Here is a 24,548-nt window from a genome sequence, read left to right on the forward strand (position 1 = left end):
ATGTATGAAACGAGAAAAAATAAAAAATAATATAATCCACGTCACTCTCATTACCGTCCTGTTTTTTGCTTTTGGAGCTTGCAGCAGTGATTTGGATGTGAGACACCTGGGGGTTACTCCGGTGAAGAAACTGTATGATCCCAACGATGGCAGGACAGTGATATTGAATGCTTCTGCATCGATGACTTTCACATGGGAACCCGCTTTCGCGGAAGATGGTAGCGGTGTGTTGTACGAAGTGGCTTTTGACAAGGCTGATGGCGATTTCTCCAACCCTGTCTTTATGGTGGCTTCAGGTAACAACGGCAGTAACAATGAAGCGATTATCTCGCACAAGGACCTCAACCGTATCGCGGCGCTGGCCGGGATAGAGTCGTCCCAGCAGGGATCGCTGAAATGGACGGTCTTCGCTTCAAGGGGAATCAATCCGGTGAAGGCGTTAGAGGAACGTACCATCACATTGACCCGTCTCTCCGGGCTTGCCAATATCCCCGAGCAATTGTATCTGACGGGAGAAGCGACCGAAGTGGGAACCGACCTGTCGGACGCTCTGGTATTCAAAAAACTGGGCGATGGCGAATTTGAAATCTATACGAAATTAGAAGCCGGAAAACCATTCAAACTCGTAAGTGCAAAAACCGGATCACCGCTTGAATTTTCGTTGAGTGGCGGGAAGATTGTGGAGGGCGGAACGTCTACAGCAGATGCTACCGGTATCTATAAATACTATCTGGACTTCAATACCGGTTCATTCGAAACGAAAGAGGTGACCAAAGTGTTTCTCTACCTGAACTGGTCGCAAAGAGAAATCGTATTGCCCTATAAAGGGTTGGGTGTATGGGAACTGACCAATCATACTATCACAGGGCTTAGTGGAAGTGATAATTCCGACGACCGTTATAAATTCAGGATGGAAAGTTCCGCCGGTACTACTGAATGGCGCGCAGAGAATAACGACAGTAAGCCGACCGGTAATGCGTCCTACTATTATATGGTTGAGAGGTTGAATGTGGAACAGTGGACCAACAACCAGATATGGAAGAATCCCGCTACTGACGGCTGGAGTGATAAGACGTATGATATTACCTTCTCGCTGAATACTTCCGGTGAATATACCCATAATTTAGTCATCAAATAAGAAAAAAATTATGAGAACATCATTTACAAAAATATTATTTGTGATCGTTTCAGTGCTTTCTTTTTGGACATGTAACGATAAGATGGGTGATACTGATACTCGGCTGACCCCGGTAAATGCACTGGTTGAGCCCCTCAACGATAAGGACATAGAACTCCAGACCACCGCTTCTGCCACCATCTATTTTGAGTGGGAATATACCGATGTCTCTGCCGGTGGTACCTCCATCTATTACCTCGCTTTTGACAAGGCCGATGGCGATTTCTCAAATCCGGTCTATCTGGTGAAAGCTGATAATAACGGCTTTTATAATCACGCAACCCTTTCGCATAAACTGATTAATAAGATTGCAGGATTGGTTGGGATTCAACCAAGGGAGAAGGGTAATTTTAAATGGACTGTCTTTTCCACGAAGGGGATGAACACCGTGAAAGCTACTCAGGAGCATTCAATTACAGTAACCCGTCTGGCTGGCCTTGAAGATCCGTTGGATTTGTATATCACCGGAACAGCATCGGAAGGTGGCACAGATCTGTCGAAAGCCCAGCGGATGAAATCACTGGGATCGGGTGCTTATGAAGGATATACCCGATTGAAAGGGGGGGAACCATTCCATTTCGTCGACTCCAGAACGGGTACACCGATGGAGTTCTCCATATCCTCTGAAGGTTTGTTGAAAGAAGGGGGAACCTCCACCGTTAACCAGGACGGTGTATACTGGATTACGACCGATTTTGAAACCGGCGCATGCACGATTACGCTTGTTACTAGGATCAGCTTCTTCTTCAGTCCGACCAATGAGATACTGTTTGATTTGCCCTATTCCGGTTATGGAGTGTTTAAAGCGACAAATAAGACTGTCACCTTCAAACAGGAAGGCTGGGGAAGAGATGAACGCTATAAATTCAGGATGTTTGTCAAAGAGGATGGTGGTAAAGGGGCCGAAAAAGAATTCGAATGGGGAACACTCAACCAGACCGATTCACGGCCGAACTCAAGCAGTCCCGAATCCTATTACTACCTGCAACTACTGACAAATGTTTCACAATGGGATAACAAGTGGAAACTGATGGGTGATTTCGATGGTGTTCCTGCCGATTATACGATATATCTGACGGCAGATACGCCTTATACACATTCCATAAGTAAATAAAAGAACAGGAAATGAAGAAATTGTTTTATTTGATACTCCTTTCTTTTGCCATCATCTCGTGTGAGAAAGAGGAGGACCCTGTGAACGGTGGTGAAGAGGAATATAAGGTCAATTGGGGCGCTGCTGCCGACAGTAGCGCCACCAGGCTGTTGGGATCCTTCTGGAATGGAGGAGAGAAGTATTTCAATTACGATAGTAACGGGAAGAACGACTTTCATTACTGGCCCCAGGCACATGCCCTGGATGCGGTGATCGACGCTTACCTGCGTACCGGAGATAACACTTATAAGAACTATATGAATCAGTGGTTCGAAGGAGTGAAGGTCAAGAACGGCAATACTTTCGACAACCATTATTACGATGATATGGAGTGGATCGCCCTCGCGCTGCTGCGTGCATATGATGCAACCAAGGACGATAAGTTCAAGGATGCCGCCCTTCAGGTATGGGGATATATCAAAACCGGATGGTCTGAACAGGCCGGTGGAGGTATTGTCTGGAACAAGGAGCGGAAAACAAAGAATGCCTGCTCTAATGGGCCGGCTTGTATCCTCGCGGCACGTCTGTACCAGCGTTTTGGTAATGAAGAGGATAAGGAGTGGGCGCTAAAGATCTACAACTGGGAAAAGTCCGTTCTTTTTAATGCCAATACCGGGGCAGTCTATGATAATATCGATATTGAATCCGGAGAGATTAAAAGAGACTGGATTTTCACCTACAATCAGGGAACCTTTATCGGTTCGGCTGTCGAATTGCATAACATTTTGGGAGAGAGGTCCTATCTGAATGACGCCGTGCGTGCAGCCAATTATACTATCGGTTCATTGGTCAATAACTCCATCCTGAAAAGCGAAGGAACTGGTGACGGTGGGTTGTTCAAAGGTATTTTTATCCGCTACTTCACCGACCTGATTCAGCAGGAGCGTTTGGATACCGGTGATAAGAGGCGCTATATCCAGTTTATGAAGTACAATGCCGAGACATTGTGGTTGCAGGGAACTGCCAAACCGGTGGTATTATTTGGTCCCGATTGGAGAAACAAACCGGCATCTGTCACCGGCCTGACCGAGCAATTGAGCGGCAGTATGCTGATCGAGGCAATGGCGCTTCTTGAGAAGGGCAAGTATCTGCAATAGATCACTACTCCTTCGGGAAGAGTTGATGTATGGTTGATAAAGGGAGATTCCGAAGGGGGTCTCCCTTTATAAATACAATTGATATGTTTTAATCAGTCTTCAAACCAAAAGGCTTGTTCTACATCTTTGATATATTTTTTGATATTCCTATTTCCTTTTTTAGTTACCAGAAATGAGATAGTTAAGTCCTCTCCCCATTTCATCATAATCAAGACATTTCAGCCTGTATTAAGTCAAAATTTAATCTCCTTAGTTTTCTTTGTGTGCTCATAATAAATGTTTAATAAAGAGATAGAAAGGAAATTTTTTTTGCTATCTCTTTGTCTGTAATCAGTGTATATTATCTAATTTCATATTAATTCTAACGAAACGTACAAAATGTTGATTAATTCTTCTTCAGAATATTCACGATAATATTTGAATTGCCTTCACAAAAATAGTATTTTTGCAGAAATTAGCAATAAAAGGAATTTGAACGGTATGCCGGCACTGGAGAAAGTGTATTCAAAAATGGGAGAAGCGGGAAACTCTTTGTTGAGTCTTTTCCGTATCGGGATGTTGTCGAAAAGAGTGGATTCATTTTCGTTGCCGGTAGCTTATAAGGAATTGGTGGTGTTGGGGAATGGCCCTTCACTCCGTCCGTTATTGTCGGATCACTCCTCCTTTCTCGAAGGGAAGGACTTGATGGTGGTCAACTTCTCCGCCACGACGGATGAATACGCCGAATTGCGTCCTAAGTTTTACCTTTTGATGGATCCTGCTTTCTTTGATGATGAGGCTACACGACAGAAGCTTTTTGTGCCGATGGTGGAGAAAACGGAGTGGGAGATGCATCTCTTCGCGCCGGTAAGCGCACGCAAACATCCTGTATGGCAGGAGATGGTAAGCCGTTCGCCCTATATCCACATCCACTGGTTCAATGCTACTCCTGTGGAAGGTTTACTCGCTTTCCGGCATTTTTATTACAAGAAACGGCTTGGGATGCCTCGGCCACGCAATGTGCTGGTGGCTTGTCTGATGGTCGCCCTTCAACTGCCTTATGATACCATTTATCTGGCGGGAGCGGATCACTCCTGGATGAAAGAGATCTGGGTGGATGAGAATAATGTTGTGGTGGAGGACAGGGCGCATTTCTATGACAAGAATAGTACGCAACGGGTGGTGTCGTCCCATAAGTTACATGACCTGCTGAACAGTATGGCTGTCGCTTTCCGGTCTTACCATGAGGTGGAGGCTTACAGCAAGAAGACAGGAAAGAAAATTATTAATATAACCCCCGGATCTTTCATTGATGCTTTCGGGAAAATGTCGATCGATTGATATGAAAAAGGAAGATAGGGCCGGGATTATTATTCAGGCACGTATGGGGGCGACACGGCTGCCCGCCAAGATGGTCAGGCCGTTCCATGATGGGAAGGGGGTACTCGAATTGCTGTTGCAGCGGCTGAACAGCCGTTTTGCCCTTCGGCGGGATGTGGCGATGGTGGTGGCGACGACGGTGAATCCTTCGGATGATCTGATTGCCGAAGTGGCGGATAAGTGTAATTTCCCGGTGTTTCGGGGAAGTGAAGAGGATGTGCTCGGGCGTTTTATTGATGCCGCCGCCTCTGCCGGTGTGGCGAAGCTAATCCGTGTCTGTGCCGATAACCCGTTCCTTGATATGGATGCGCTGGATGAGTTGATCAACCGTATCACGGTGCAACCGCATGATTATATCGCTTTTTCGAGATCGGACGGTACGCCAACGATCAAAACGCACTACGGATTCTGGCCGGAAGTGGTACGCTTGGATGCCCTGAGACGGGTTGCCGATACGACGGCAGAGAAGCTCTACCATGAGCATGTCACCAACTATATCTACACCCATCCCGAAGGTTTTGAGATCGACCTGATCCCTATCCCCCGTGCGATAGAAGAGAATGGGAATATCCGACTGACGCTCGATACCCTTGAAGATTTTGAAATGCAGCGGACCATCTATGCCCGTTGCATGGAGCGACACGGCAGGATTGATATCTCTTCGGTACTGGAGACGCTGGATACTTTTCCCGACTTTTACGAACAGATGAAACAACAAATCCTTTTGAACACCAAATAACAAGATGGCACAACATACCTATATAATCGGAGAGATCGGCCAGAACCATAACGGGTCGGTAGATATTGCCAAACTGATTGTCGACCTGGTTTCCCGACCGGTGAAGGAGGAGGTCTTCAATATCGATCTGAAGCCGATGGATGCGGTGAAATTGACGAAACGCGACCTGAAAGAGGAGCTTTCCGTTTCCCAGATGAACCAGCCCTATGACTCGCCTCACTCTTTCGGTCGTACGTATGGTGAACACCGTGCATTCCTCGAATTATCCGACGAGGAGCATCACGAGATCTATCTCCACGCCCAATCGAGAGGCCTGGAGTTTGTGGAGACCCTTTGTGCCATCGGCTGCCTCTCGTTGCTGAAGCTCTTTACCCCCGATTATCTGAAGGTGGCCAGCAGGGACCTGACCAATCTCCCTCTACTGGAGGCGATGGCAGAAACAAAGATACCCATCATCCTGTCGACCGGCATGACCGGGAAGAAAGAACTGGATGATGCGCTGGAGATCATCACCCGGTATCACTCCAACATCTCGATATTGCATTGTGTATCACAATATCCCACCCATCCCGATAAGCTGAACCTCAATACGATTCACTATTTGAAGAAGCATTACGGACAGTACCGTATCGGCTTTTCCGACCATACCATCGGTATTGCTGCCGCAGCCGTGGCCGTGGGAATGGGAGCCGAGATGATAGAAAAGCATGTCTCGATTGACCGCCGGATGAAAGGAACCGACCAGGCAGGCTCGTTAGGTCCGGATGGCGTAAACCGTATGATCCGTGATATCCGTGTGGCTGAACGATGGTTGGGAAAAGAAGACCTTTTTGTGGAAGAGGAGGTGGAAGCAGCGCGCCGGAAGCTTGAACGGTCGTTGGCTGCCAAACGGGACCTGTTGCCGGGAGAGGTGATCTCCGAAAACGACCTGCACCTGTTGAGTCCCGGCGATGGTTACCAATGGGCTGATAGGGGACTTGTGATAGGCCGGACGGTGACAAAGCCAATTCCAAAGGATGAGATTATTTATAAAGAGTTTCTGGATTGACAGATCGCTTTTGGACATACGAATTGGGGGATAGTTGTAACACACGAATCATGAACAATTGAAATGGATATGGCAGAAGATGAAATAAAGAAAGAACTCCCGAAACTGGTTATTACCGATATCGATGGTGTATGGACTGATGGTGGTATGTATTATACGGCTGATGGTGATGTGATGAAGAAATTCTCTGTCCGGGACGGATGGGGGGTGGCAATGCTCCGTCATCACGGGATCGATACGGTTATCATGACAGGTGAGAATACGGAGATAGTAACCCAACGTGCACGAAAGCTGCGTGTCGAGCATTGTTATATAGGTGTCCAGAATAAATTGAAACTGGCTCAGCGTCTTTGTGAAGAGCGTCATATTTCACTGCAGGATATGGCTTTTATTGGTGACGATGTCAACGACCTGTCCCTGTTGCGCGCTGTGGGGTTCAGTGCCACACCCGCCGATGCGCTGGATTATATCCAACAGGAAGTGCATTATGTGACGAAGAAGCAGGGAGGCCAGGGCGCTTTCCGTGAATTGGTGGAGAAGATTTTATCCGACAGTGGATTACTTCAATCTACAATAGAGTCATTATTGCTTTAGTCACTTCAATATATTATTAAAATATGAGATTTCTTTCAGTGACTGATTTCCTGACTTCGACACCTTACTGAATATATGTTTTTGTGCGATTGTGTATATTTATGATTGGACCTAAACTAAAGAATAGCCAAAATGAAAAAAGATTTCAAATTCTTAATTTCAAATTTGATTAAGCATTCAAGTTTCTGCAGAAAACTCTTCAGAAATCTGTTTCCTCACAACGTTTTTATACAGAAGAAATTGATGGAGAACGATTTCTTGAAACAATACATACACAATCTCTATAGTGATGAGAGTATTAAAGAGAAAAGATTTTACAATATTGGAGCTGGCTCTCAGAGAAGTAAATTTGATTTTTGGACTTATATTGATCTGGAAACAAGCAAGTATAGTAAAAAAGGGATTGATATATTTTACGACTTGGAATCATTATCCCCGATTCCTGTCCCGGATGACCATGCAGAAGTCGTTTTCAATTCATTTGTCATTGAACACATCTCCATGGAGGCGACAAAAAATCTTTGCAGGGAGGCATTCCGGATGCTGAAAAAGGGCGGAGTTTTCCACTCGAAAGTCCATTGTTACGAATATGCTTACCGGCTTTATAATCATAAATTGATCTCACCAAAAATTCCATTTGAATGCAGGGAATCGAATGAACTCCTGGATGATTTTCTTAAAAAATATAACGGAAGGGTTAAAGCATTTTTTAATGATAAAAATGAATATGTATTCAAGAGTCTGTCCGATTCAGAGGAGTTGATCTTTAATGCCGAGAATTCTTTTATTTACCATAATGCCACCGCAGCTTTGGATAATCTATCCAAGGGATCGTCAAATATCCGGGAATTGTTAGAGACAAAAGATAAAAAGGATATAGCCTCTTTCTATGAGAATGTTTTGGGTTATGTGGACAAAAACAAAAAAGAACCACATCAGCATAATGCCAATTATTTTTCGAAAGAAGACCTTTTTTCATTTATGAAAGATGTCGGATTTTCCGAGGTCTACTTTACACAACCTTATCAAAGTATAAGTCCTACTCTCTGGGAAGACAAATTAAACCCGGTACACATGGGTTTTCTGTTTTCCATCGAAGCCATTAAATAGGAACCAAGCGCAATATTTTGTATAAAATAGAGATAATAACTATTAAATATCAATGTTTTAGTACTGTCCTCATCTTGTTCCTTATCATGGAGAATATGTCTTGTTGAATGGTAGAATGTAACACTTTATTGGTTCCGGTATAAAGCAGGAGCCCTATGCTGCTTTGCAGCAACAGCTGAAGCCAGGGGTTGAAGGTTATCATGGGCACAAGGATCAATAGTCCGCAGATCAATCCTGTAATCACGATATAGGGAAATATATCTTTCATCTGCTGTTTAATGGTGTAGTGCGTAACACGGCTTGTAATGAACAGTGTGATGATATAATGGATTAGCCCGGCTACGGCTTGTCCAGCTACTAAAGCGGGGATGCTTATCCGCACAGTCAATAGGATGGCAAGGAGGATAACCCCGTTTTTTATCAGTTCAAGATGGAAAACGGTCTTGGTTTTTCCCTGTGCCGTAATATAATTGGTCATCACGGTGGTGAATACGAAGAAAAAGCCTTTCACCAGTAGGAGTTGAAAGAGCGGGATAGATGCATCCCATTTTGAGCCGAACAGCACATGGAACAGTGGTGTGGCCACGATGATCAATCCCAGAAAGAAAGGAAAGGAGAGATAGGCTGCCGTACGGTTTGTCTTCCCGTAAACACGTTGCATCCGTTCGGGATCATCCTGGATGGAGGAGAGTGCGGGAAAGAGTGATTGTCCCAAAGCCTGCCCCAATGCGGTATATCCCATCTTACTCCATCGGTCGGCCTGGGAATAATACCCCAGATCTTTGAGGCTGTACCAGATACCGATAATCAGTGGGTAGAGATTCTGAAAAAATGTGCCGGTAAAGGCGGTGAGGAACATATTTTTTCCGCTTGAGTAGAGACTCAGGAAAGAGCTTTTATCGAACTGGAGACGAGGGCGCCAACTGTTCTGCACCCATAGAAGGATAGAGCGGGTGGCAGCCAATACCAGCGCCTGTGCGACTAACGCCCAGGGACCGTAACCGTTTAAAGCCATTATCACGGCAATTGTCCCGGATACCAGCAATGGGATGATATTGGAGATGGCAAAGGCTTTCATATGCATATTACGCATCAGGATGCTGCTTTGCACCAACCCGAAAGCCTGAATGATCACGGTCAGGAACATTGTCCGTGAGAGTGGTACTAACTGTGCGTCTTCGAACCATATCGCGATAAGGGGTGCCAGAAAAAAGAGGAGTAGATATAAGACTATTGATGCTGATAAATTGAAATAGAAAATTGTGTTGTAATCCCTGTCGGTAATATTTTTTCGTTGTATTAGCACGATAGTAAAACCGCTGTCGACAAAAATGGTGAGAAATGCGGAGAAGACTGTAATGATATGTATTAACCCGAAATCTTCAGGGAAGAGGGTATTGGCCAGAATAATCCCGACAACAGCATAGGTTATCTGCGAGAACGTTTTGTCGAAGGTGTTCCAGACTAACGCGTTTACGGTCTTCTCTTTCAGTGTCTTTTCCATTCCCGGAGTGATTGGATGATGATTTTCCGGATATCTGCTCTTTAAAAATCGGTTTTAGAAGAGAGTATATTTCTCCTCAATACCTCAAGTGATACCTGTTTCCCTACTTCGATCCCCTTACTGTGAAGATATGATTCTACCGTTTGGTAGGCCAATTCAGGATTGTTATTGTCTCCGCTGAGATGACAAAGCCATATATTACGGAGATCGGATGAATAATTATTGGCAAGAAACTCGGCAGTCTGCCGGTTACTCAGATGCCCCGATCCGGAAGTGATACGTTGTTTCAGCAAATAGGGATAACGTCCATTGTTTAGCATCTCTTCATCGTAATTGGTCTCAATAACGAGGTGATTAGCCTTGCAGATATAATGGGCTACTTCATCGGTAATGGCTCCCACGTCGGTAGCCAAAGTGAATCTGTGATTACCGAACTGTATAAAGTAGCCGGAATTATCTACGCTATCGTGAGGCACATTGAATGCGGTGATTTTGAAATCTTCAATCTGAAAAGGCGTACCTTTCTCGATATACCTGGTAGAACCATTGAGACTGTTATGCACAAGAGGATGGTTTATAATTGCCTTGTGTACCTCCCGGGTAGCATAGACAGGGATATACAGTTTTTCTCCCAGATAACCCACCGACTTGATGTGGTCGTAATGGTCATGCGTAATCAGGATAGCCATGATGGAGGAGAGTTCGATCCCATATTGGGCAAGACGCTTCTTGATAACACGTGGCCCAATTCCCGCATCGATCAGGATACCCCAATCCCTGTTCCCCAGATAATAGCAGTTGCCGCAACTACCACTACTCAGGCTGAAGAAAAAGAATCCTTCCGGAGGAAAAAGTTCATACTGCATGGCTAATCAATAAAATCATCAAAATAGCGGGTGATATGTTCATGAAGGTGTACCCGGTCACGTCCCATCATATTGTGCCCATGTCCGGGATAGACAAAGAAATCGGGATGGGTACCCGCTTTGATGCAAGCTTTCAGAAACTGGAGACTGTGTTGCATCACCACCGTGGGATCTTCGTCGCCATGAATAATCAGCAACCGGTCTTTCAATTGGTCGGCCTTGTTGAGCAGGCTGGTCTCCAGATATCCCTCCGTATTTTCTGCCGGTAGATCCATATATCGTTCGCCATACATCACTTCATAATACATCCAATCGATCACGGGGCCCCCGGCTACACCCACCTTGAACAATCCGGGGTAACGAAGCAACATGTTGATGGTCATGAAACCACCATAACTCCAGCCATGTATGCCTATTCTTTCCTTGTCTACATAAGGTAGCGAGTGGAGGAAGTCGACTCCTTTCTTTTGGTCTTTGCTTTCCTCTACGCCTAATTGACGGTGGGTAACCTGTTCAAAGGCGGCTCCCCGATACGAGGTACCCCGGTTATCCATCACGAATACCAGATACCCTTTCTGAGCCATGTAAGTCTCCCAACCACCTGAACCATATAGCCAACGGTTATTTACCATCTGTGAATGAGGTCCTCCATAAACATATACCGCCACGGGATATGTTTTTGATGGATTGAAGCCGGCCGGTTTCACCAGGCGATAGTAGAGGTCGGTCTTGTCGTCTGCGGCTTTGATAGAACCTGACTCCACTGAGGGCATTTCAATTCCCTCAAACGGATTGTTTGCCGTGGCCAGAAGAATTGGTTTCCCTTTCCTGGTGTCGATCAGGTTGACCACACCCGGATTGTCGTGTGCCGAGAAGCGGTCTATAAGGTATCTCCCTGAGTGGCTTATGGCCCCCGAGTGCATACCGGGTTGAGAGCTGAGACGCGTGATCCTGCCGTTTTTTAGTTCCACACTATAGAGATGACGCTCTATCGGTGTGGGATTGGTGGAGATAAAATAGAGTTTCTCTCCTCTCTTGTCGATACCGATAAGTTCGGTCACTTCCCATGTTCCGTGGGTGAGTTGTCGTATCAGTTTTCCCGACCGGTCGTAGAGATAGAGATGGTTGTAACCGTCTCTTCTGCTCTGCCAGATAAATTGATTTCCGTTGCTATTGTCTGCAAAGAGCACCGGATGTTCGGGTTCCACATATTTAGGATCAGTTTCTTCGAACAAGGTTTGGTCTAAATTGCCCGTTGCTGCCTTGTAGCGATCCATTTTCATATGATCCTGTCCACGATTCAGTTCAGCCACGTAGACCGATGACGCATCGGGGCTCCATGCAATGTTGGTGAGATAATGATCGTCGGGTTCTCCTGTCTTTAAAAAGATGGTCTGGCCGGTAGTGGTGTCGTAAACGCCAATTGTTACCTGGTGGCTTGTCATTCCTGCCATCGGATATTTGATCGGTTTCGGTTCCGCCACCCGTGCAGAAATATCCACCAGCGGATAGTCGGTCACCATGGTCTCATCCATCCGGTAGAAGGCCAGTTTTTTACCGTCGGGCGACCAGAATATACCGTTATTGATACCGAATTCATCCCGGTGTACCGATTGGCCGCATACAATGCCCCGATCTTTTTCGTTGGTGATGACTTTCTCTTCCCCATTGCTATTCCTGATGAAAAGATTGTTATCGATGGTGTAGGCCAGGTAACTGTAGTCCGGGGAGAGACGATGGTTCTTGCTCTTTTCGGGGAAAGTGAAAAAAGCCTTCAGCTCCATCTTCTCCATGTCAAATAACCCCAATCCGTTCCAGGTATGGACTTGAACTGTTGGCTTACCGTTAGCAGGGAAAGAGAGATGACTGATTTTTTTGTTGAGCGATTCATGCTTTGCCCCAATTTTATCAAAGGTAAGAAACAATTGTTTCTTGTCGGGCTTTGCAGGATCCCCTATGATCCAGACTGAGTCGTTACGGAGTTCCATAAGCTGATCGCCGTACCACTGGTATTGTGTGGGGATTCGTGGATAGAAACGGCCGAAGTGCTGTCCTCCCGGAATCAGTTCTTCAAGGGTAAACTCTTTGGTTTGTTGTGCGGTCAATGTCACGGCAAAGAAGGATGCCAGCATGAATAACAACAGTCTATGTATATTGAGTCGGATGTGCATTATTATATCTGTTATTTTTATAGGAATTATTACAACTGCACGTCGGATAGTTTTTTTACTGTTTGATGGAATCCTTTCATGATTTGTTTCACTACTTCACCGGCGGGAATGATCTCCCTTATATGGGAAGCGATCTGGCCGATTTCCAGTTCTCCCTCTGTCAGGTCACCTTCGAAGATGCCCCTTTTGGAACGTCCCCTGCCTAATAACTCCCGCAGTTCCTCAAGAGGGGCACCGCGGTCTTCTAACTGCTGAACCTGTTGGTAGAACTCATTTTTTATCAGTCGGGTAGGGCTTACTTTCTTGAGTGATAATAGGGTGTCTCCTTCATTCAAGGAGATACACCGTTGCTTGAAAGCTTCACTGGCCGAACTCTCTTCGGTCAAGGCAAACCGGGTACCGACTTGTACTCCTTCGGCTCCCAGTGCGAAGGCCGCAGCCATCCCTTCGCCCGTTGCAATACCTCCTGCTGCGATCAATGGCAGATCGACAGCCTTTCTCACCTGTGGAATCAATGCGAAGGTGGTGGTTTCTTCACGCCCATTATGGCCTCCGGCCTCAAATCCTTCGGCGACGACGGCATCAACGCCGGCTTCAGCACATTTAACGGCAAATTTGGAGCTCGACACCACATGGGCTACTTTTATCCCTGCCTCTTTAAGTTTCGATGTCCATGTTTTTGGGTTACCGGCCGAAGTGAAAACGACCGGTACTTTCTCCTCGAGGATGATTTGCATGATCTCCTCAATCTGGGGGTACATCAACGGGACGTTTACCCCAAACGGATTTCCGGTAGCAGCCTTGCATTTTTGAATGTGTTCACGTAATATGTCGGGATACATTGATCCTGCTCCAATCAGTCCCAGTCCCCCGGCATTGCTGACTGCTGCTGCTAATTTCCATCCACTGCACCATACCATCCCTGCCTGAACGATAGGGTAGCGAATACCAAAAAGATCCGATATCCGGTTTATACTCATTTTTGTAATATTTGTAGCTTTAAGTTACAAAGATAGCATCCTCCCGACGATTTTACCCCATCGTCGTGGAACAAAATCATTTTTTTAGTAGCTTTGCATCTCAATGAGACAATGTGCCAATGAGACAATGTGAATAATGAGATTGATGAAGTAAAGAAGTTGAGAATTCATTTTTAATTTTTGACTTTTAATTGTTCACATATTCACTTAAAAATCTTGGCTCTAACAGTCTTGGTTCTCTTAAGAAACAAAATGTTTCAACGCATTTTTTGAACGGTGAGAACATTCTGGAATGCTTGGTTCTAAAATAATTTGTAATTTTAAAAAATATGAACGTCCTTCTTCTTGGTTCTGGTGGTCGCGAACATGCAATGGCCTGGAAAATTCGGAAAAGCAGACTCCTGAACAATCTATATATTGCACCGGGCAATGCAGGTACTGCGTCGTTAGGTACGAACGTTGCCATTGACGTGACCGATTTTAGTGCGATGAAGCGGTTTTCCCTCGATCACGATATCGATATGATTGTTGTAGGACCCGAGGTGCCTCTGGTGGAAGGTGTATATGACTATTTTCACGAGGATGAGGATATCTGTCATATTGCCGTGATAGGCCCTTCCCGGAAAGGAGCACAATTAGAGGGAAGCAAGGATTTTGCCAAACGATTCATGACTTTTTATGATATCCCTACCGCACGTTTCAAGACAGTCACTCTTGACAGTGTGGAGGAAGGGAATGCCTTCCTTGATTCGCTCCCGTCGCCTTATGTCTTGAAAGCAGATGGTCTGGCAGCCGGAAAAGGGGTACTGATTCTGGATGATCTGAACGAAGCGAAACAATCGCTTTGGGAAATGCTCAACGGGAAGTTTGGTGCTGCCAGCCAGAGTGTAGTGATAGAAGAGTTCCTTTCGGGTATTGAATGTTCGGTTTTCGTGTTGACTGATGGGAAATCTTATAAGATCCTGCCGGTGGCAAAAGACTATAAGCGGATCGGAGAGGGTGATACCGGCCTAAATACCGGTGGAATGGGTGCTGTATCGCCAGTGTCGTTTGCCGATGATATCTTCATGGAAAAAGTACGTAACCGGATCGTGGAACCGACCATCGAGGGATTACGCAAGGAACGGATAGACTACAAAGGTTTTATTTTTCTGGGTTTAATCGATGTTAGGGGGGAGCCTAAGGTCATTGAATACAATGTTCGTATGGGAGATCCTGAGACGGAAGTGGTGATACCGCTAATTCAGTCTGATCTTTTAGAATTGTTTACTGCTGTAGCTTCTGAAACATTGGATGAGAAAACTCTGGAGACAGATGATCGCTATGCCGTAACCGTGATGATGGTTTCCGGCGGCTATCCCGAAAGATATGAAAATGGAAAAACCATTGAAGGGCTCAATGATATACATGATAGTATCGTTTTTCATGCAGGAACCAAGAACATAGGAGATGAAGTGGTTACTTCGGGAGGACGTGTACTTTCCGTCACCTCTTATGGAAAGACTATGGAGGAAGCATTGGAAACATCCTATAAGAACATTGCAAAGATCAATTTCGAACACAGTTATTTCAGAAAGGATATAGGCTTCGATCTCCATACAAAATAAAAAGCTCCCATGCATTCCGTTGTCAAATCATTTCGTACAGCTTTTGTCGAGGGGCGTTTTGTTCCTTTACTTGCTGCTTTGGGAGTGATTGGTATGCGGGCAGCTCTATTTTATGGAGAGGGATTACCCCGGATTGACACTTGGGGTGATAATTATTTTTGGGAGCCGATAGCGCATCTTTTTGATTATCCCCTGATTTCATTACTTGCTTCCACACTGTCGGTTTTTCTTATCTCCTGGCTTCTTTTCCTGATTAACAGCCGGTTTAATCTTCTTCGTTCGCGCTCTAACCTTCCTTTTACCGCACCATTGTTCCTGTTAAGCCTCCATCCTTACTTTCTTGTGATGTCGGGCGATTATATCAGTATTGTCTTTGTCCTTCTCGCATTCTTTCCTCTTCTGGAATCGTATCAGAAAGCCGACTCTTATCTCTGTTCCTTTCGGGCATCGATACTGATTGCGATGGCATCACTATTTCAGATCTTCGCTTTCGTGTTATTGCCTCTGTGGTGGATTGGGGAACGATCGATGAGAGGCCCTCAGGTCCGTTCTTTTATTTCCTCGTTATTCGGATTATTCCTCGTATATGTGACGGTCTTTTCCATCTACTGGATACAGGACGATATAACTCGTTTTATACGGCCATTTTTTCAATTTGTTTACTTTTCCGCACCTGAAATTCCCATGTATTCCATTTTGGAATGGGGGGGAGTACTGTTTGTAGGACTATTTTTTGTATCCAATATGATGTTCAGTATCAGGATATATATCCGTGACAAGGCGCTTACACTTTCATTTATGCAGTTCGTGATCTATCTGATTGTATTTTTACTGATTCTTCAGGTGATATATTGGAAGGAGACCTTCTTTTTCCTATTACTCTCTCTTGCGCTCATCTCCTACCTGAATGCCTACTTTTATTCAAAGACAATCTCTAAGAACCATATTTATGTAGCATATGGTATGCTGTCATTGATGCTGTTGCTCTATTTATCACATCTTCTTCCTTCAGTCAAACCTCTACTATAAAACAAAAACATCTTTTCGTCTGTTTATTATATAATTGATTGCCGTCGGTATAGGGATTGGCGGTATACAACTACAAAGTATATTATTATAAAGGAGGGTATATATGAAAAGGTTGCCATTATTACAACTTACAGTACTATTGTCAGTGCTGATATTTTATGCCTGCGGGAGTGCTCAATCAGTTGCTGAAAGGGAAAAACTGGCTGTTGATGTGAGAAATGCAGTGGAGATACCGGAATTTACGTTTAGTGCTACTTTTGCTTATCCTACCGGTTACAAGTCTATCTATCTTTCGCCTTATTACGACGTGAAAGTGTTCCCCGACAAGGTAACAGTTTATTTGCCTTATTACGGACGTGCTTATCGTGCTCCTATGAACCCCGCTGAAGGGGGATACCGGTTTACGAGCACTAATTTTGAGTACCAGATAGAAGAGGGAAAGAAGAAGGGAAATTGGATTGCAGTCATCACAATACGCGATCAGGATCGTCCTATAACCTTTAGCTTTGATATCTGGGAGAAAGGAACGGCCCGGCTTACGGTGAATGATGCAGACAGACAGCCGATTTCGTTCCAGGGAGACCTGGAGGTAGGGACGGAGTGATTCTACCTTTTGATCAAAAACAAAAAATCCACTTTCGAGTGGATTTTTTGTTTTATGATGCCGGATCGATCATCTATAATTTCTTTACTAAGTCGGCAGGTAAATAGAATGTATCGTTCTTATCGATATAGACTACCACAGAACCTATGTCGAAGGGTTTTCCGTTCAGTTGCGCCACGGACGAAAATGCTTTTATTTCAAGCGTATTTTTTCCTTTCTTCACCTTAAGTATCGGGAAGTCGGGCTCTTTCTTGTCGATCGAATAACTCATTCCTGTAAAAACCTGGTCGTGTTTGACAAATATTTTATCGGATAATTCCTGTAAAGATATTTCCAAGCCCGTCACTTTTTGAAGGTATTGATTCAGATCGGTATTTTTAATATGTCCTTTGAGTACGTCACCCTGAGGATGATAAGAGGAAAGAAGTACTTCTTCACCGGTATGTCCTCCGGTTGTGAACCCAAAACAGGTCCTGGAGTTCATGATGTTCACGATGTTGTGGGCAAGGTTATTGCTGGAGGCTACTTTCATGTAGTCAGCCTCTTTGTAATTCTTGGAGGAGAGCAATGTCTCAAGCTCTTCATCTGTGATATCGATATCGGTATATTTTTTGAATACGGCTTTCATCTCATCAGGTTTCGTTTTGACCAGTATTGATTCTAGTCCGTTGGCACTCAGCTTGTATTTGGATACTGCGCCAAAGAGTTGTTCGATAGAGAGTTTATCGTATCCCGGACATCTGCTTGAACCGATAGAGATTCCGCTGTTCCCGTGATCGGCAGCTACTACCACCACCGTGTTTCCATCCTTTTTGGCAAATTCTATCGCCTTGCCCACTGCTTCGTCAAAGGCGAGGTATTCGTTGATCATGGTGACAGCATCGTTGGCATGGGCAGCCCAGTCCACCTGACTTCCTTCTATCATCAGGAAGAAACCGTTTTCACTTTTCGATAACACCTCTAACGCTTTCTCTGTCATTTCCGCGATCGAAGGTACTTTATCGGGATTTCTGTCGATGTTATAAGGTAAGGCGCGATCTCCAAACAGTGCCCATATTTTTCCATTACCTCTATAATTGAGCAATGCCTCTTTATCGTCTTGAATGAGGGTAGTGCCATTATTTGCAAAATGCTTTTTTATGTCGTCGGTAAGAATACCATTTCCTCCTCCGAACACCACGTCTATGTTCTGATAGGCTATCTGCGGAGCAAGCGCTTTGTAGTTTCCTCGGTTGTAATGATGTGAAGAGAAGTCGGCAGGAGTAGCATGTGGAAATTCACAGGTTACGACTAACCCGACTGCTTTCTTTTTTTCGATTTTTGATGCTTCCAGGATCGTGGCGGCAGGCTGATAGGTACGCGATGCATCTACTGGAAACAGGTCATTCTCGGAGACTTCGGGGTGAATAGCCACATTTCCGGTTTGTTGCAATATCCCTGTTGCGTAACAGGAGCCGGTAGGAGCAGAATCCCCGATGGGTGCATTCGATGAGAAAGTAGTGACGGTCCCGGTAATATAAGGATCAACATTGAGCTTATCATCCATTCCATTGTAGTATTTGAACCACCGGGCGGCAGAATAGACTCCTAAAGAAGTACCGTCGGGGATCATCATGATCACATTTTTTACGGGCTTTACTTCCTGTGCGTATATAAGGGAGACGGCCAGAAGTAAATAGAGAAGTGTACCAAATCTTTTCATAACGATTGTCATTGTTTTTTGTAATAAGGGAAGGAACCTGTAGAATTAATGGCCGGGGGACAAAAAAACCGACAGATGTTCCATCTCCTAAAATTGTTTGTGAACGCCAAAGGTATAAAAAATTTATAACCTTTTCCGCAAGGATGGGAGAATTAACCATTTTGTAATGCCTATGCAGAAAGATAGTATTATAGTTCGAGCAAGCTTGGCATTTCTCCCGGCTTTCACTATATTTGTATTTTGGAAAAAAACAGAAGAATGATGAATAGAAGACCACTGATACTGGTTACTAATGACGACGGGTATCAATCGAAAGGAATTACTTCTTTGACGGAAGCGATGAGGAACCTGGGAGATGTGATCGTTTTTGCGCCCGACTCGCATCGTTCGGGTATGTCGAGTGCTATTTCCCCCAGTTTTCCGCTTCGTGCGCGATTATTGCGAAAAGAGGAGGATCTTACAGTGTATGCATGTAACGGTACTCCGGTTGACTGTGTGAAGCTGGCATTGAATGAATTTACTGAGCGAAAGCCCGACTTGCTGGTTTCGGGGATCAATCACGGATCCAATGCAGGGATCAGCGTTATCTATTCCGGAACAATGGGCGCTGCCATTGAAGGTTGTATTTTTGATGTGCCTTCTATTGGTTTCTCGTTATGTGATTTCACTTCTGATGCCGATTTCTCTTCCACGATGGAAGTAGCCTCAAAAGTGGCGAAAAAAGCGATAGAGGAAGGTCTTCCGAAGGGTATATGCCTTAATGTGAATGTCCCTTCCGGAGCGGTGAAAGGAATTAGAGTGACAACACAGACACAGGGTAAGTGGGTAAATGAATACCACCGATCCAAAGATGGTGCGGGTAGAGATATATTCTGGCTGACCGGTAATTTTGAGAATTGGGAGGGAGAAAATGAGAATAGTGATGAATGGGTGTTGGCAAATGGTTATGCTTCAGTTGTACCTGTGAAAATTGATATGACGGCATACGATTTCCTTCCTCAGTTAAAAGAGTGGAAATTTTGAAGGTAGTATTAATGGAAGAAGTTAGAAGTCGGAAGTCAAGAAGTGAAAGTAGAAGAGTGGAGAAGTTTAGAATTTTAAATCCCAAATCCTAAATTAAAATGAAATACTACCTTATAGCAGGAGAGGCATCTGGCGATTTACATGCATCAAATCTGATGCAGTCGTTACGGAAGCTTGACAAAGAGGCCGATTTTCGTTTCTTTGGTGGGGATTTGATGGAATCTGTCGGAGGAACGTTGGTGAGACATTATCGCGATATGGCTTTTATGGGTATTATTCCGGTAGTATTGAATGCCCGCACCATCCTGAAAAACCTTGCATTCTGCAAAAAGGACATAGCTGCCTATTGTCCCGATGCTGTTATTTTGATTGATTACCCTGGTTTTAACCTGAAGGTCGCCAAGTATGTAAAAACTGAATTGGGAATTCCGGTTTATTATTATATCTCACCTAAAGTATGGGCCTGGAAAAAATACCGGGTAAAATCGTTCAAGAAATATGTCGATGAAATGTTGTCGATCTTGCCGTTTGAGGTCGACTTTTTCAGAGAATATCAATATGAGATACACTATGTGGGAAATCCCACAGTGGATGCTATTGTAGCCCGAGATTATAAAGAGGAGACTTTTGCTCATTTCGTGGAAGCGAACGGGCTGGATAATAGACCTGTGATCGCTCTCCTGGCCGGTAGTCGTAAACAGGAAATTGCCGATAACCTGCCATCAATGCTTGAAGCGGTGAAAGGCTATGCTGAGGATTACCAACTGATCGTAGCCGGGGCACCTGGTATTGATCCTGATTTCTATGCTGATTTTATTGGCTCATTTCCATCCGCAAAGGTATTCTTTAACCAGACCTACCGTATTCTCGCGCAAGCGGATGCCGCATTGGTAACCTCGGGTACTGCTACGCTGGAAACAGCTCTGCTCAATGTGCCACAAGTGGTCTGTTATCGGACGCCGATGCCACGAATTACCTATTGGATCTTCCATAATTTTTTCCATACCCCTTATATTTCCCTGGTGAATCTCATATGCAATCGTGAGGTTGTCAAAGAGTTGTTTGCCCGCTTTTTCACGGTAGATAATATCCGTAAAGAATTGAAACAGATACTCCATGTCAAAAGTTATCGGCAGAATATGCTCGATAATTATGCAGAGATGAGACAGATCCTGGGGGGGGCAGGAGCGTCGAACCGAGCCGCTGCATTCATCTATGACAAGAGTACGGGAAAGTCATCATTCACAAATCACAAATTATAAATCATCAATCATATGAAAGTAGGTATTCTTACATCCGGCGGCGATGCACCCGGAATAAATGCGACCATACGAGGCGTAGGAAAAACAGCCATCAATAATTATGGTATGCAGGTGATCGGTATTCAAAACGGTTTTTCAGGTTTACTATACAAGGATATTGTGGAATTGACCGATCCTTCTCTCTCGGGAATCCTAAATATGGGAGGAACCATTTTGGGTACAGCACGGGAAAAGGTATTCCGTAAGATGATTACTTCTCCCGACGAGAAAGACAGGGAACAAATCAAGAATGCCTATAATGAACTGGGACTCGATTGTTTGGTCTGTATCGGCGGGAACGGTACACAGCGGACTACCTATATGCTATCGGAATTGGGATTGAATGTAGTAGGAATTCCCAAAACCATTGATAATGACGTGTACGGTACGGATGTAACCTTTGGTTTCGATACTGCCGTAAATATAGCTACTGATGCAATTGACAGGTTGCACTCTACCGCCAGCTCTCATCGTCGTGTGATAGTGATTGAACTGATGGGACATCATGCGGGATGGATTACTCTTTATGCCGGAATGGCCGGAGGGGCCGATATCATATTGTTGCCGGAATTAGGATACAATATGAATGTGGTCGTTGATAAGATCAATCACCGTATGGAGGTGGGAAAAGCATATTCCATCGTTGCCGTGGCTGAGGGGGTTGAAGTGCCTACCAAAGAACGCCCGGCTACTTACTTTGCCCGTGCAATTGAGGCGCAGACCGGTTTTGAGACACGGGAGACAGTACTTGGATATATCCAACGCGGAGGAACGCCTTCACCTTATGACAGAAATCTCGGCACATCGCTTGGAGGTTATGCAGCCGAATTGATTCACCAAGGAAAATTCGGCCGAATGGTAGCTAAAATCGGATCAGAAATTACCGATGTACCTTTGTCGGATGTGGCAGGTAAATTGCGGTTGGTTACTGCCGATAACCAACTTGTTCTTCAGGGCAAACGAATGGGTATTTCTTTTGGTATCTGATAAAAGCAGCAGCCCGGATACAAAATAAATGTGTTCAGGCTGCTGCTCTATTTCGATCACTCTTTACATCATATGCCGGGTGATTCTCTTTCTTTGTCTGTGTTCTCGATTTCACTTTTCGTTAAGTCAACGAGTGACTCTTGCAGTTCGTTGCTCTCACGTAACTTTTTAATCGCTACTTTTGCTGCCATCTGATGCGATTCTTTTTTCGAATATCCTTTTCCGGAACCTATTTCCTTGCCTCCTACCTTCACACGGGAAAAAAACACCGGATTATTTTGTGCATCATAAGTTGATTCAGTAACCTCAAAGTGAACGTCTACCCTGTTTTTCTGCCCCCATTCAATTAACCTCGACTTGAAATCGACTTCACTCTTCAACACCTTGTCAATATTGAGATGCTGTTTGATCATCGTTTCAAACACGAATTGCTTCGCTACCCGGTAACCCTGGTCGAGATAGATAGCACCGATAAGAGCCTCCAGAGCATCACCATATATGTTGGTGTTGTGGGCCAGGTTGCGGGTCGATGAGACAATAAGTTTGTCGAGCCCGAGGTCTATGGCCAGTTTATTGAGTGTCTCCCTCTGTACGATACGTGAACGGGTACTGGTGAGAAACCCTTCCTTTTTGTGTTCGAAATCTTTATAGAGGATATCGGCAACGATGGCATCCAAAATGGCGTCTCCCAAAAATTCGAGACGTTCATTATTCACCCATCGTCCTTTCTCCGACCGAAGGGACGAAGAACGGTGAGTCATGGCTTCCTGATAGAGAGCTATTCTATCAGGATAGAATCCCAGGATATTATAAAATGAAAGGTAAGGCTCTTTCCCTCTGTGAGGGAGAGCCTTGATCCTCTTTACGAGTCTTCTTAACACACTATTTGTTGAATTGCTTGAGAATTACACTTGCGTTGTGTCCCCCAAAGCCAAAAGTGTTAGATAACGCAGCTCTTATCTTCCTTTTTTGAGCTTTGTTGAATGTGAAATTCAGATTGTAATCAATTTCCGGATCGTTATCCCCTTCTTCGTGATTGATGGTGGGAGGAACGATTTGATCCCTGATTGCCAGGATAGTGAACATCGCTTCAATGGCACCTGCACCTCCGAGAAGGTGACCAGTCATCGATTTGGTAGAACTGATATTCAGATTGTAAGCATGTTCACCAAATACATTGAGGATCGCCTTCACTTCCGAGATATCACCTACAGGAGTGGATGTGCCGTGTACATTGATGTAATCGATCTCATCCGGGCTCATTTCGGCATCTTCAAGGGCGTTCCGCATCACCAGCTTGGCTCCCAACCCTTCGGGATGGGATGCGGTGATATGGTGTGCATCGGCCGACATACCGCCACCCACTACCTCCGCATAAATCTTGGCACCACGCGCTAATGCATGTTCCAATTCTTCGAGGATGAGTGTTGCTCCACCTTCTCCGATCACGAATCCATCGCGACTGGCGCTGAAAGGACGTGATGCTGTGAAAGGGGAGTCGTTGCGGGTGGATAACGCGTGCATGGCGTTGAACCCTCCCACTGCCGAAGGACTGATTGTTGCTTCGGCACCACCTGTAACAATGGCGTTGGCTTTACCCAGACGGATAAGATTGAATGCGTCGACAATCGCATTTGTTGAGGAAGCGCAAGCCGATACGGTTGCGTAGTTGGGACCTCTCAGTCCATAAATCATAGAGATATGCCCGGCAGCAATATCCGCTATCATTTTCGGAATGAAAAAGGGATTGAATCGAGGCCCTTTGTCCATACTGGTATAATAATTACCCACTTCCTCTTCGAATGTTCTTATTCCTCCGATTCCGGCAGAAAAAATAACCCCGATACGGTCTACGTTCTCTTTTTCGAGATCGAGCCCCGAGTCTGTCATCGCTTCTTTGGCTGCGTGGACGGCAAGCTGGGCATAACGGTCGTATTTTCTGGCTTCTTTACGATCGAACCGATCGCTCGGATCGAAGTCGTTTACTTCGCAGGCAAACTGCGTTTTGAAAAGCGATGCATCAAAATGAGTAATAGGCCCGGCTCCGCTCTTACCCGCCAAAGCATTCTCCCACGTGGTTTTCACGTCGTTTCCAAGGGGGGTGATCGCACCCAGGCCTGTTACTACTACTCTCTTTAACTCCATAAAAATGGATTTATTTTGCGTGTTGTTCTACGTAAGAAATTGCGTCACCAACAGTAGAGATCTTTTCAGCTTGATCGTCCGGAATTGAGATGTTGAATTCCTTTTCGAATTCCATGATCAATTCTACCGTATCAAGAGAGTCAGCTCCCAAATCATTGGTGAAGCTTGCAGTTTCAGTAACTTCAACTTCTTCAACACCCAATTTATCGACAATAATCGATTTTACTCTTTGTGCTACTTCAGACATAACTTTCAATATTAATTAATAAATAAAAAATTTATTCTTAAATTTGCGGTGCAAAGTAACACAAATTTTCTCGAATTGAGCAAACTTTTGCTCATTAAAATCAAG

At 44.8% G+C, this 24,548-nt stretch carries 22 protein-coding genes; 14 read left to right on the plus strand and 8 right to left on the minus strand.

Going from position 1 to position 24,548, the window contains the following annotated elements:
• The first annotated feature begins 4 nt into the window (after window positions 1–4).
• From VB073_RS17155 to VB073_RS17190, 8 genes are all read left to right on the plus strand, one after another.
• On the plus strand, window positions 5–1,138 hold the full coding sequence (locus VB073_RS17155; RefSeq protein ID WP_323405409.1) for a SusE domain-containing protein: 1,134 nt from the start codon (window positions 5–7) through the stop codon (window positions 1,136–1,138).
• Between the two features lie 10 nt (window positions 1,139–1,148).
• Window positions 1,149–2,291, plus strand: a complete 1,143-nt coding sequence (locus VB073_RS17160; protein WP_323405410.1) for a SusE domain-containing protein — start codon at window positions 1,149–1,151, stop codon at window positions 2,289–2,291.
• A gap of 11 nt (window positions 2,292–2,302) precedes the next feature.
• Window positions 2,303–3,427 carry a glycoside hydrolase family 76 protein gene (locus VB073_RS17165; protein ID WP_323405411.1) on the plus strand — a complete coding sequence of 375 codons (1,125 nt, stop codon included), beginning with the start codon at window positions 2,303–2,305 and terminating at the stop codon, window positions 3,425–3,427.
• Window positions 3,428–3,898: 471 nt separating this feature from the next.
• Window positions 3,899–4,747 (plus strand): hypothetical protein, encoded by an 849-nt coding sequence (locus VB073_RS17170; protein ID WP_323405412.1) that lies wholly within the window; start codon window positions 3,899–3,901, stop codon window positions 4,745–4,747.
• Between the two features lies 1 nt (window position 4,748).
• Window positions 4,749–5,525 (plus strand): cytidylyltransferase domain-containing protein, encoded by a 777-nt coding sequence (locus tag VB073_RS17175; protein ID WP_323405413.1) that lies wholly within the window; start codon window positions 4,749–4,751, stop codon window positions 5,523–5,525.
• A 4-nt stretch (window positions 5,526–5,529) separates the two neighbouring features.
• Window positions 5,530–6,573: an N-acetylneuraminate synthase family protein gene (locus VB073_RS17180; RefSeq protein ID WP_323405414.1), complete on the plus strand. Its 1,044-nt coding sequence runs from the start codon at window positions 5,530–5,532 to the stop codon at window positions 6,571–6,573.
• A gap of 63 nt (window positions 6,574–6,636) precedes the next feature.
• The gene (locus VB073_RS17185) at window positions 6,637–7,167 is read left to right on the plus strand and encodes an HAD-IIIA family hydrolase (RefSeq protein WP_323405415.1); all 531 of its coding nucleotides are present in this window, start codon (window positions 6,637–6,639) and stop codon (window positions 7,165–7,167) included.
• A 243-nt stretch (window positions 7,168–7,410) separates the two neighbouring features.
• Window positions 7,411–8,277 (plus strand): class I SAM-dependent methyltransferase, encoded by an 867-nt coding sequence (locus tag VB073_RS17190; protein ID WP_323405416.1) that lies wholly within the window; start codon window positions 7,411–7,413, stop codon window positions 8,275–8,277.
• Window positions 8,278–8,326: 49 nt separating this feature from the next.
• On the opposite strand, the gene VB073_RS17195 is transcribed toward VB073_RS17190, so the two are convergent.
• From VB073_RS17195 to VB073_RS17210, 4 genes are read right to left on the minus strand one after another with little or no spacing between them, the layout of a single operon-like run.
• Complete coding sequence (locus tag VB073_RS17195; RefSeq protein WP_323405417.1) at window positions 8,327–9,781, minus strand: lipopolysaccharide biosynthesis protein; 1,455 nt, start codon at window positions 9,779–9,781, stop codon at window positions 8,327–8,329.
• A 41-nt stretch (window positions 9,782–9,822) separates the two neighbouring features.
• On the minus strand, window positions 9,823–10,647 hold the full coding sequence (locus VB073_RS17200; RefSeq protein WP_323405418.1) for an MBL fold metallo-hydrolase: 825 nt from the start codon (window positions 10,645–10,647) through the stop codon (window positions 9,823–9,825).
• Window positions 10,648–10,649: 2 nt separating this feature from the next.
• Window positions 10,650–12,818 (minus strand): S9 family peptidase, encoded by a 2,169-nt coding sequence (locus VB073_RS17205; RefSeq protein ID WP_323405419.1) that lies wholly within the window; start codon window positions 12,816–12,818, stop codon window positions 10,650–10,652.
• Window positions 12,819–12,847: 29 nt separating this feature from the next.
• Window positions 12,848–13,792 (minus strand): NAD(P)H-dependent flavin oxidoreductase, encoded by a 945-nt coding sequence (locus VB073_RS17210; protein WP_323405429.1) that lies wholly within the window; start codon window positions 13,790–13,792, stop codon window positions 12,848–12,850.
• Between the two features lie 335 nt (window positions 13,793–14,127).
• On the opposite strand from VB073_RS17210, the gene purD reads away from it, so the two are divergent.
• The 3 genes from purD (at window position 14,128) to VB073_RS17225 (ending at window position 17,038) form a co-directional block, all read left to right on the plus strand.
• Window positions 14,128–15,405, plus strand: coding sequence for a phosphoribosylamine--glycine ligase (gene purD / locus VB073_RS17215; protein ID WP_323405420.1), 1,278 nt, complete (start codon window positions 14,128–14,130; stop codon window positions 15,403–15,405).
• Between the two features lie 9 nt (window positions 15,406–15,414).
• Entirely contained in the window at window positions 15,415–16,434 is a 1,020-nt protein-coding gene (locus VB073_RS17220; RefSeq protein ID WP_323405421.1) for a hypothetical protein, read from the plus strand.
• Window positions 16,435–16,537: 103 nt separating this feature from the next.
• On the plus strand, window positions 16,538–17,038 hold the full coding sequence (locus tag VB073_RS17225) for a DUF4251 domain-containing protein (protein WP_323405422.1): 501 nt from the start codon (window positions 16,538–16,540) through the stop codon (window positions 17,036–17,038).
• A 73-nt stretch (window positions 17,039–17,111) separates the two neighbouring features.
• Here the strand turns inward: VB073_RS17225 and VB073_RS17230 are convergent, their stop codons facing one another.
• Window positions 17,112–18,740: an alkaline phosphatase gene (locus tag VB073_RS17230; protein WP_323405423.1), complete on the minus strand. Its 1,629-nt coding sequence runs from the start codon at window positions 18,738–18,740 to the stop codon at window positions 17,112–17,114.
• A gap of 258 nt (window positions 18,741–18,998) precedes the next feature.
• On the opposite strand from VB073_RS17230, the gene surE reads away from it, so the two are divergent.
• The 3 genes from surE to VB073_RS17245 all read left to right on the plus strand — a co-directional run bounded on the left by surE (window position 18,999) and on the right by VB073_RS17245 (window position 22,051).
• Window positions 18,999–19,763, plus strand: coding sequence for a 5'/3'-nucleotidase SurE (gene surE / locus VB073_RS17235; protein WP_323405424.1), 765 nt, complete (start codon window positions 18,999–19,001; stop codon window positions 19,761–19,763).
• A gap of 98 nt (window positions 19,764–19,861) precedes the next feature.
• Window positions 19,862–21,025, plus strand: coding sequence for a lipid-A-disaccharide synthase (gene lpxB / locus VB073_RS17240; protein ID WP_323405425.1), 1,164 nt, complete (start codon window positions 19,862–19,864; stop codon window positions 21,023–21,025).
• Window positions 21,026–21,037: 12 nt separating this feature from the next.
• Window positions 21,038–22,051 (plus strand): ATP-dependent 6-phosphofructokinase, encoded by a 1,014-nt coding sequence (locus VB073_RS17245; RefSeq protein WP_323405426.1) that lies wholly within the window; start codon window positions 21,038–21,040, stop codon window positions 22,049–22,051.
• Between the two features lie 68 nt (window positions 22,052–22,119).
• On the opposite strand, the gene rnc is transcribed toward VB073_RS17245, so the two are convergent.
• The 3 genes from rnc to VB073_RS17260 are packed head-to-tail and all read right to left on the minus strand — an operon-like array spanning window position 22,120 to window position 24,443.
• A complete protein-coding gene (rnc, locus tag VB073_RS17250; RefSeq protein ID WP_323405427.1) occupies window positions 22,120–22,932 on the minus strand; it encodes a ribonuclease III in 813 nt (270 codons plus the stop codon).
• 1 nt (window position 22,933) lies between these two features.
• Window positions 22,934–24,196 (minus strand): beta-ketoacyl-ACP synthase II, encoded by a 1,263-nt coding sequence (gene fabF, locus VB073_RS17255; protein ID WP_323405428.1) that lies wholly within the window; start codon window positions 24,194–24,196, stop codon window positions 22,934–22,936.
• A 10-nt stretch (window positions 24,197–24,206) separates the two neighbouring features.
• Complete coding sequence (locus VB073_RS17260; protein ID WP_019539373.1) at window positions 24,207–24,443, minus strand: acyl carrier protein; 237 nt, start codon at window positions 24,441–24,443, stop codon at window positions 24,207–24,209.
• Window positions 24,444–24,548: the final 105 nt, after the last annotated feature.

The organism is Proteiniphilum sp., from assembly GCF_034927365.1.
Lineage (GTDB): Bacteria > Bacteroidota > Bacteroidia > Bacteroidales > Dysgonomonadaceae > Proteiniphilum.

Excerpts from the sequence above, each read along its gene's own strand:
- VB073_RS17155 (WP_323405409.1), top strand. The coding sequence starts at position 5 with ATGAAACGAGAAAAAATAAAAAATAATATAATCCACGTCACTCTCATT.
- VB073_RS17160 (WP_323405410.1), top strand. The coding sequence starts at position 1,149 with ATGAGAACATCATTTACAAAAATATTATTTGTGATCGTTTCAGTGCTT.
- VB073_RS17165 (WP_323405411.1), top strand. The coding sequence starts at position 2,303 with ATGAAGAAATTGTTTTATTTGATACTCCTTTCTTTTGCCATCATCTCG.
- VB073_RS17175 (WP_323405413.1), top strand. The coding sequence starts at position 4,749 with ATGAAAAAGGAAGATAGGGCCGGGATTATTATTCAGGCACGTATGGGG.
- VB073_RS17180 (WP_323405414.1), top strand. The coding sequence starts at position 5,530 with ATGGCACAACATACCTATATAATCGGAGAGATCGGCCAGAACCATAAC.
- VB073_RS17185 (WP_323405415.1), top strand. The coding sequence starts at position 6,637 with ATGGATATGGCAGAAGATGAAATAAAGAAAGAACTCCCGAAACTGGTT.
- VB073_RS17190 (WP_323405416.1), top strand. The coding sequence starts at position 7,411 with ATGGAGAACGATTTCTTGAAACAATACATACACAATCTCTATAGTGAT.
- VB073_RS17195 (WP_323405417.1), bottom strand. The coding sequence starts at position 9,781 with ATGGAAAAGACACTGAAAGAGAAGACCGTAAACGCGTTAGTCTGGAAC.
- VB073_RS17200 (WP_323405418.1), bottom strand. The coding sequence starts at position 10,647 with ATGCAGTATGAACTTTTTCCTCCGGAAGGATTCTTTTTCTTCAGCCTG.
- VB073_RS17205 (WP_323405419.1), bottom strand. The coding sequence starts at position 12,818 with ATGCACATCCGACTCAATATACATAGACTGTTGTTATTCATGCTGGCA.
- purD (WP_323405420.1), top strand. The coding sequence starts at position 14,128 with ATGAACGTCCTTCTTCTTGGTTCTGGTGGTCGCGAACATGCAATGGCC.
- VB073_RS17220 (WP_323405421.1), top strand. The coding sequence starts at position 15,415 with ATGCATTCCGTTGTCAAATCATTTCGTACAGCTTTTGTCGAGGGGCGT.
- VB073_RS17225 (WP_323405422.1), top strand. The coding sequence starts at position 16,538 with ATGAAAAGGTTGCCATTATTACAACTTACAGTACTATTGTCAGTGCTG.
- VB073_RS17230 (WP_323405423.1), bottom strand. The coding sequence starts at position 18,740 with ATGAAAAGATTTGGTACACTTCTCTATTTACTTCTGGCCGTCTCCCTT.
- surE (WP_323405424.1), top strand. The coding sequence starts at position 18,999 with ATGATGAATAGAAGACCACTGATACTGGTTACTAATGACGACGGGTAT.
- lpxB (WP_323405425.1), top strand. The coding sequence starts at position 19,862 with ATGAAATACTACCTTATAGCAGGAGAGGCATCTGGCGATTTACATGCA.
- VB073_RS17245 (WP_323405426.1), top strand. The coding sequence starts at position 21,038 with ATGAAAGTAGGTATTCTTACATCCGGCGGCGATGCACCCGGAATAAAT.
- fabF (WP_323405428.1), bottom strand. The coding sequence starts at position 24,196 with ATGGAGTTAAAGAGAGTAGTAGTAACAGGCCTGGGTGCGATCACCCCC.
- VB073_RS17260 (WP_019539373.1), bottom strand. The coding sequence starts at position 24,443 with ATGTCTGAAGTAGCACAAAGAGTAAAATCGATTATTGTCGATAAATTG.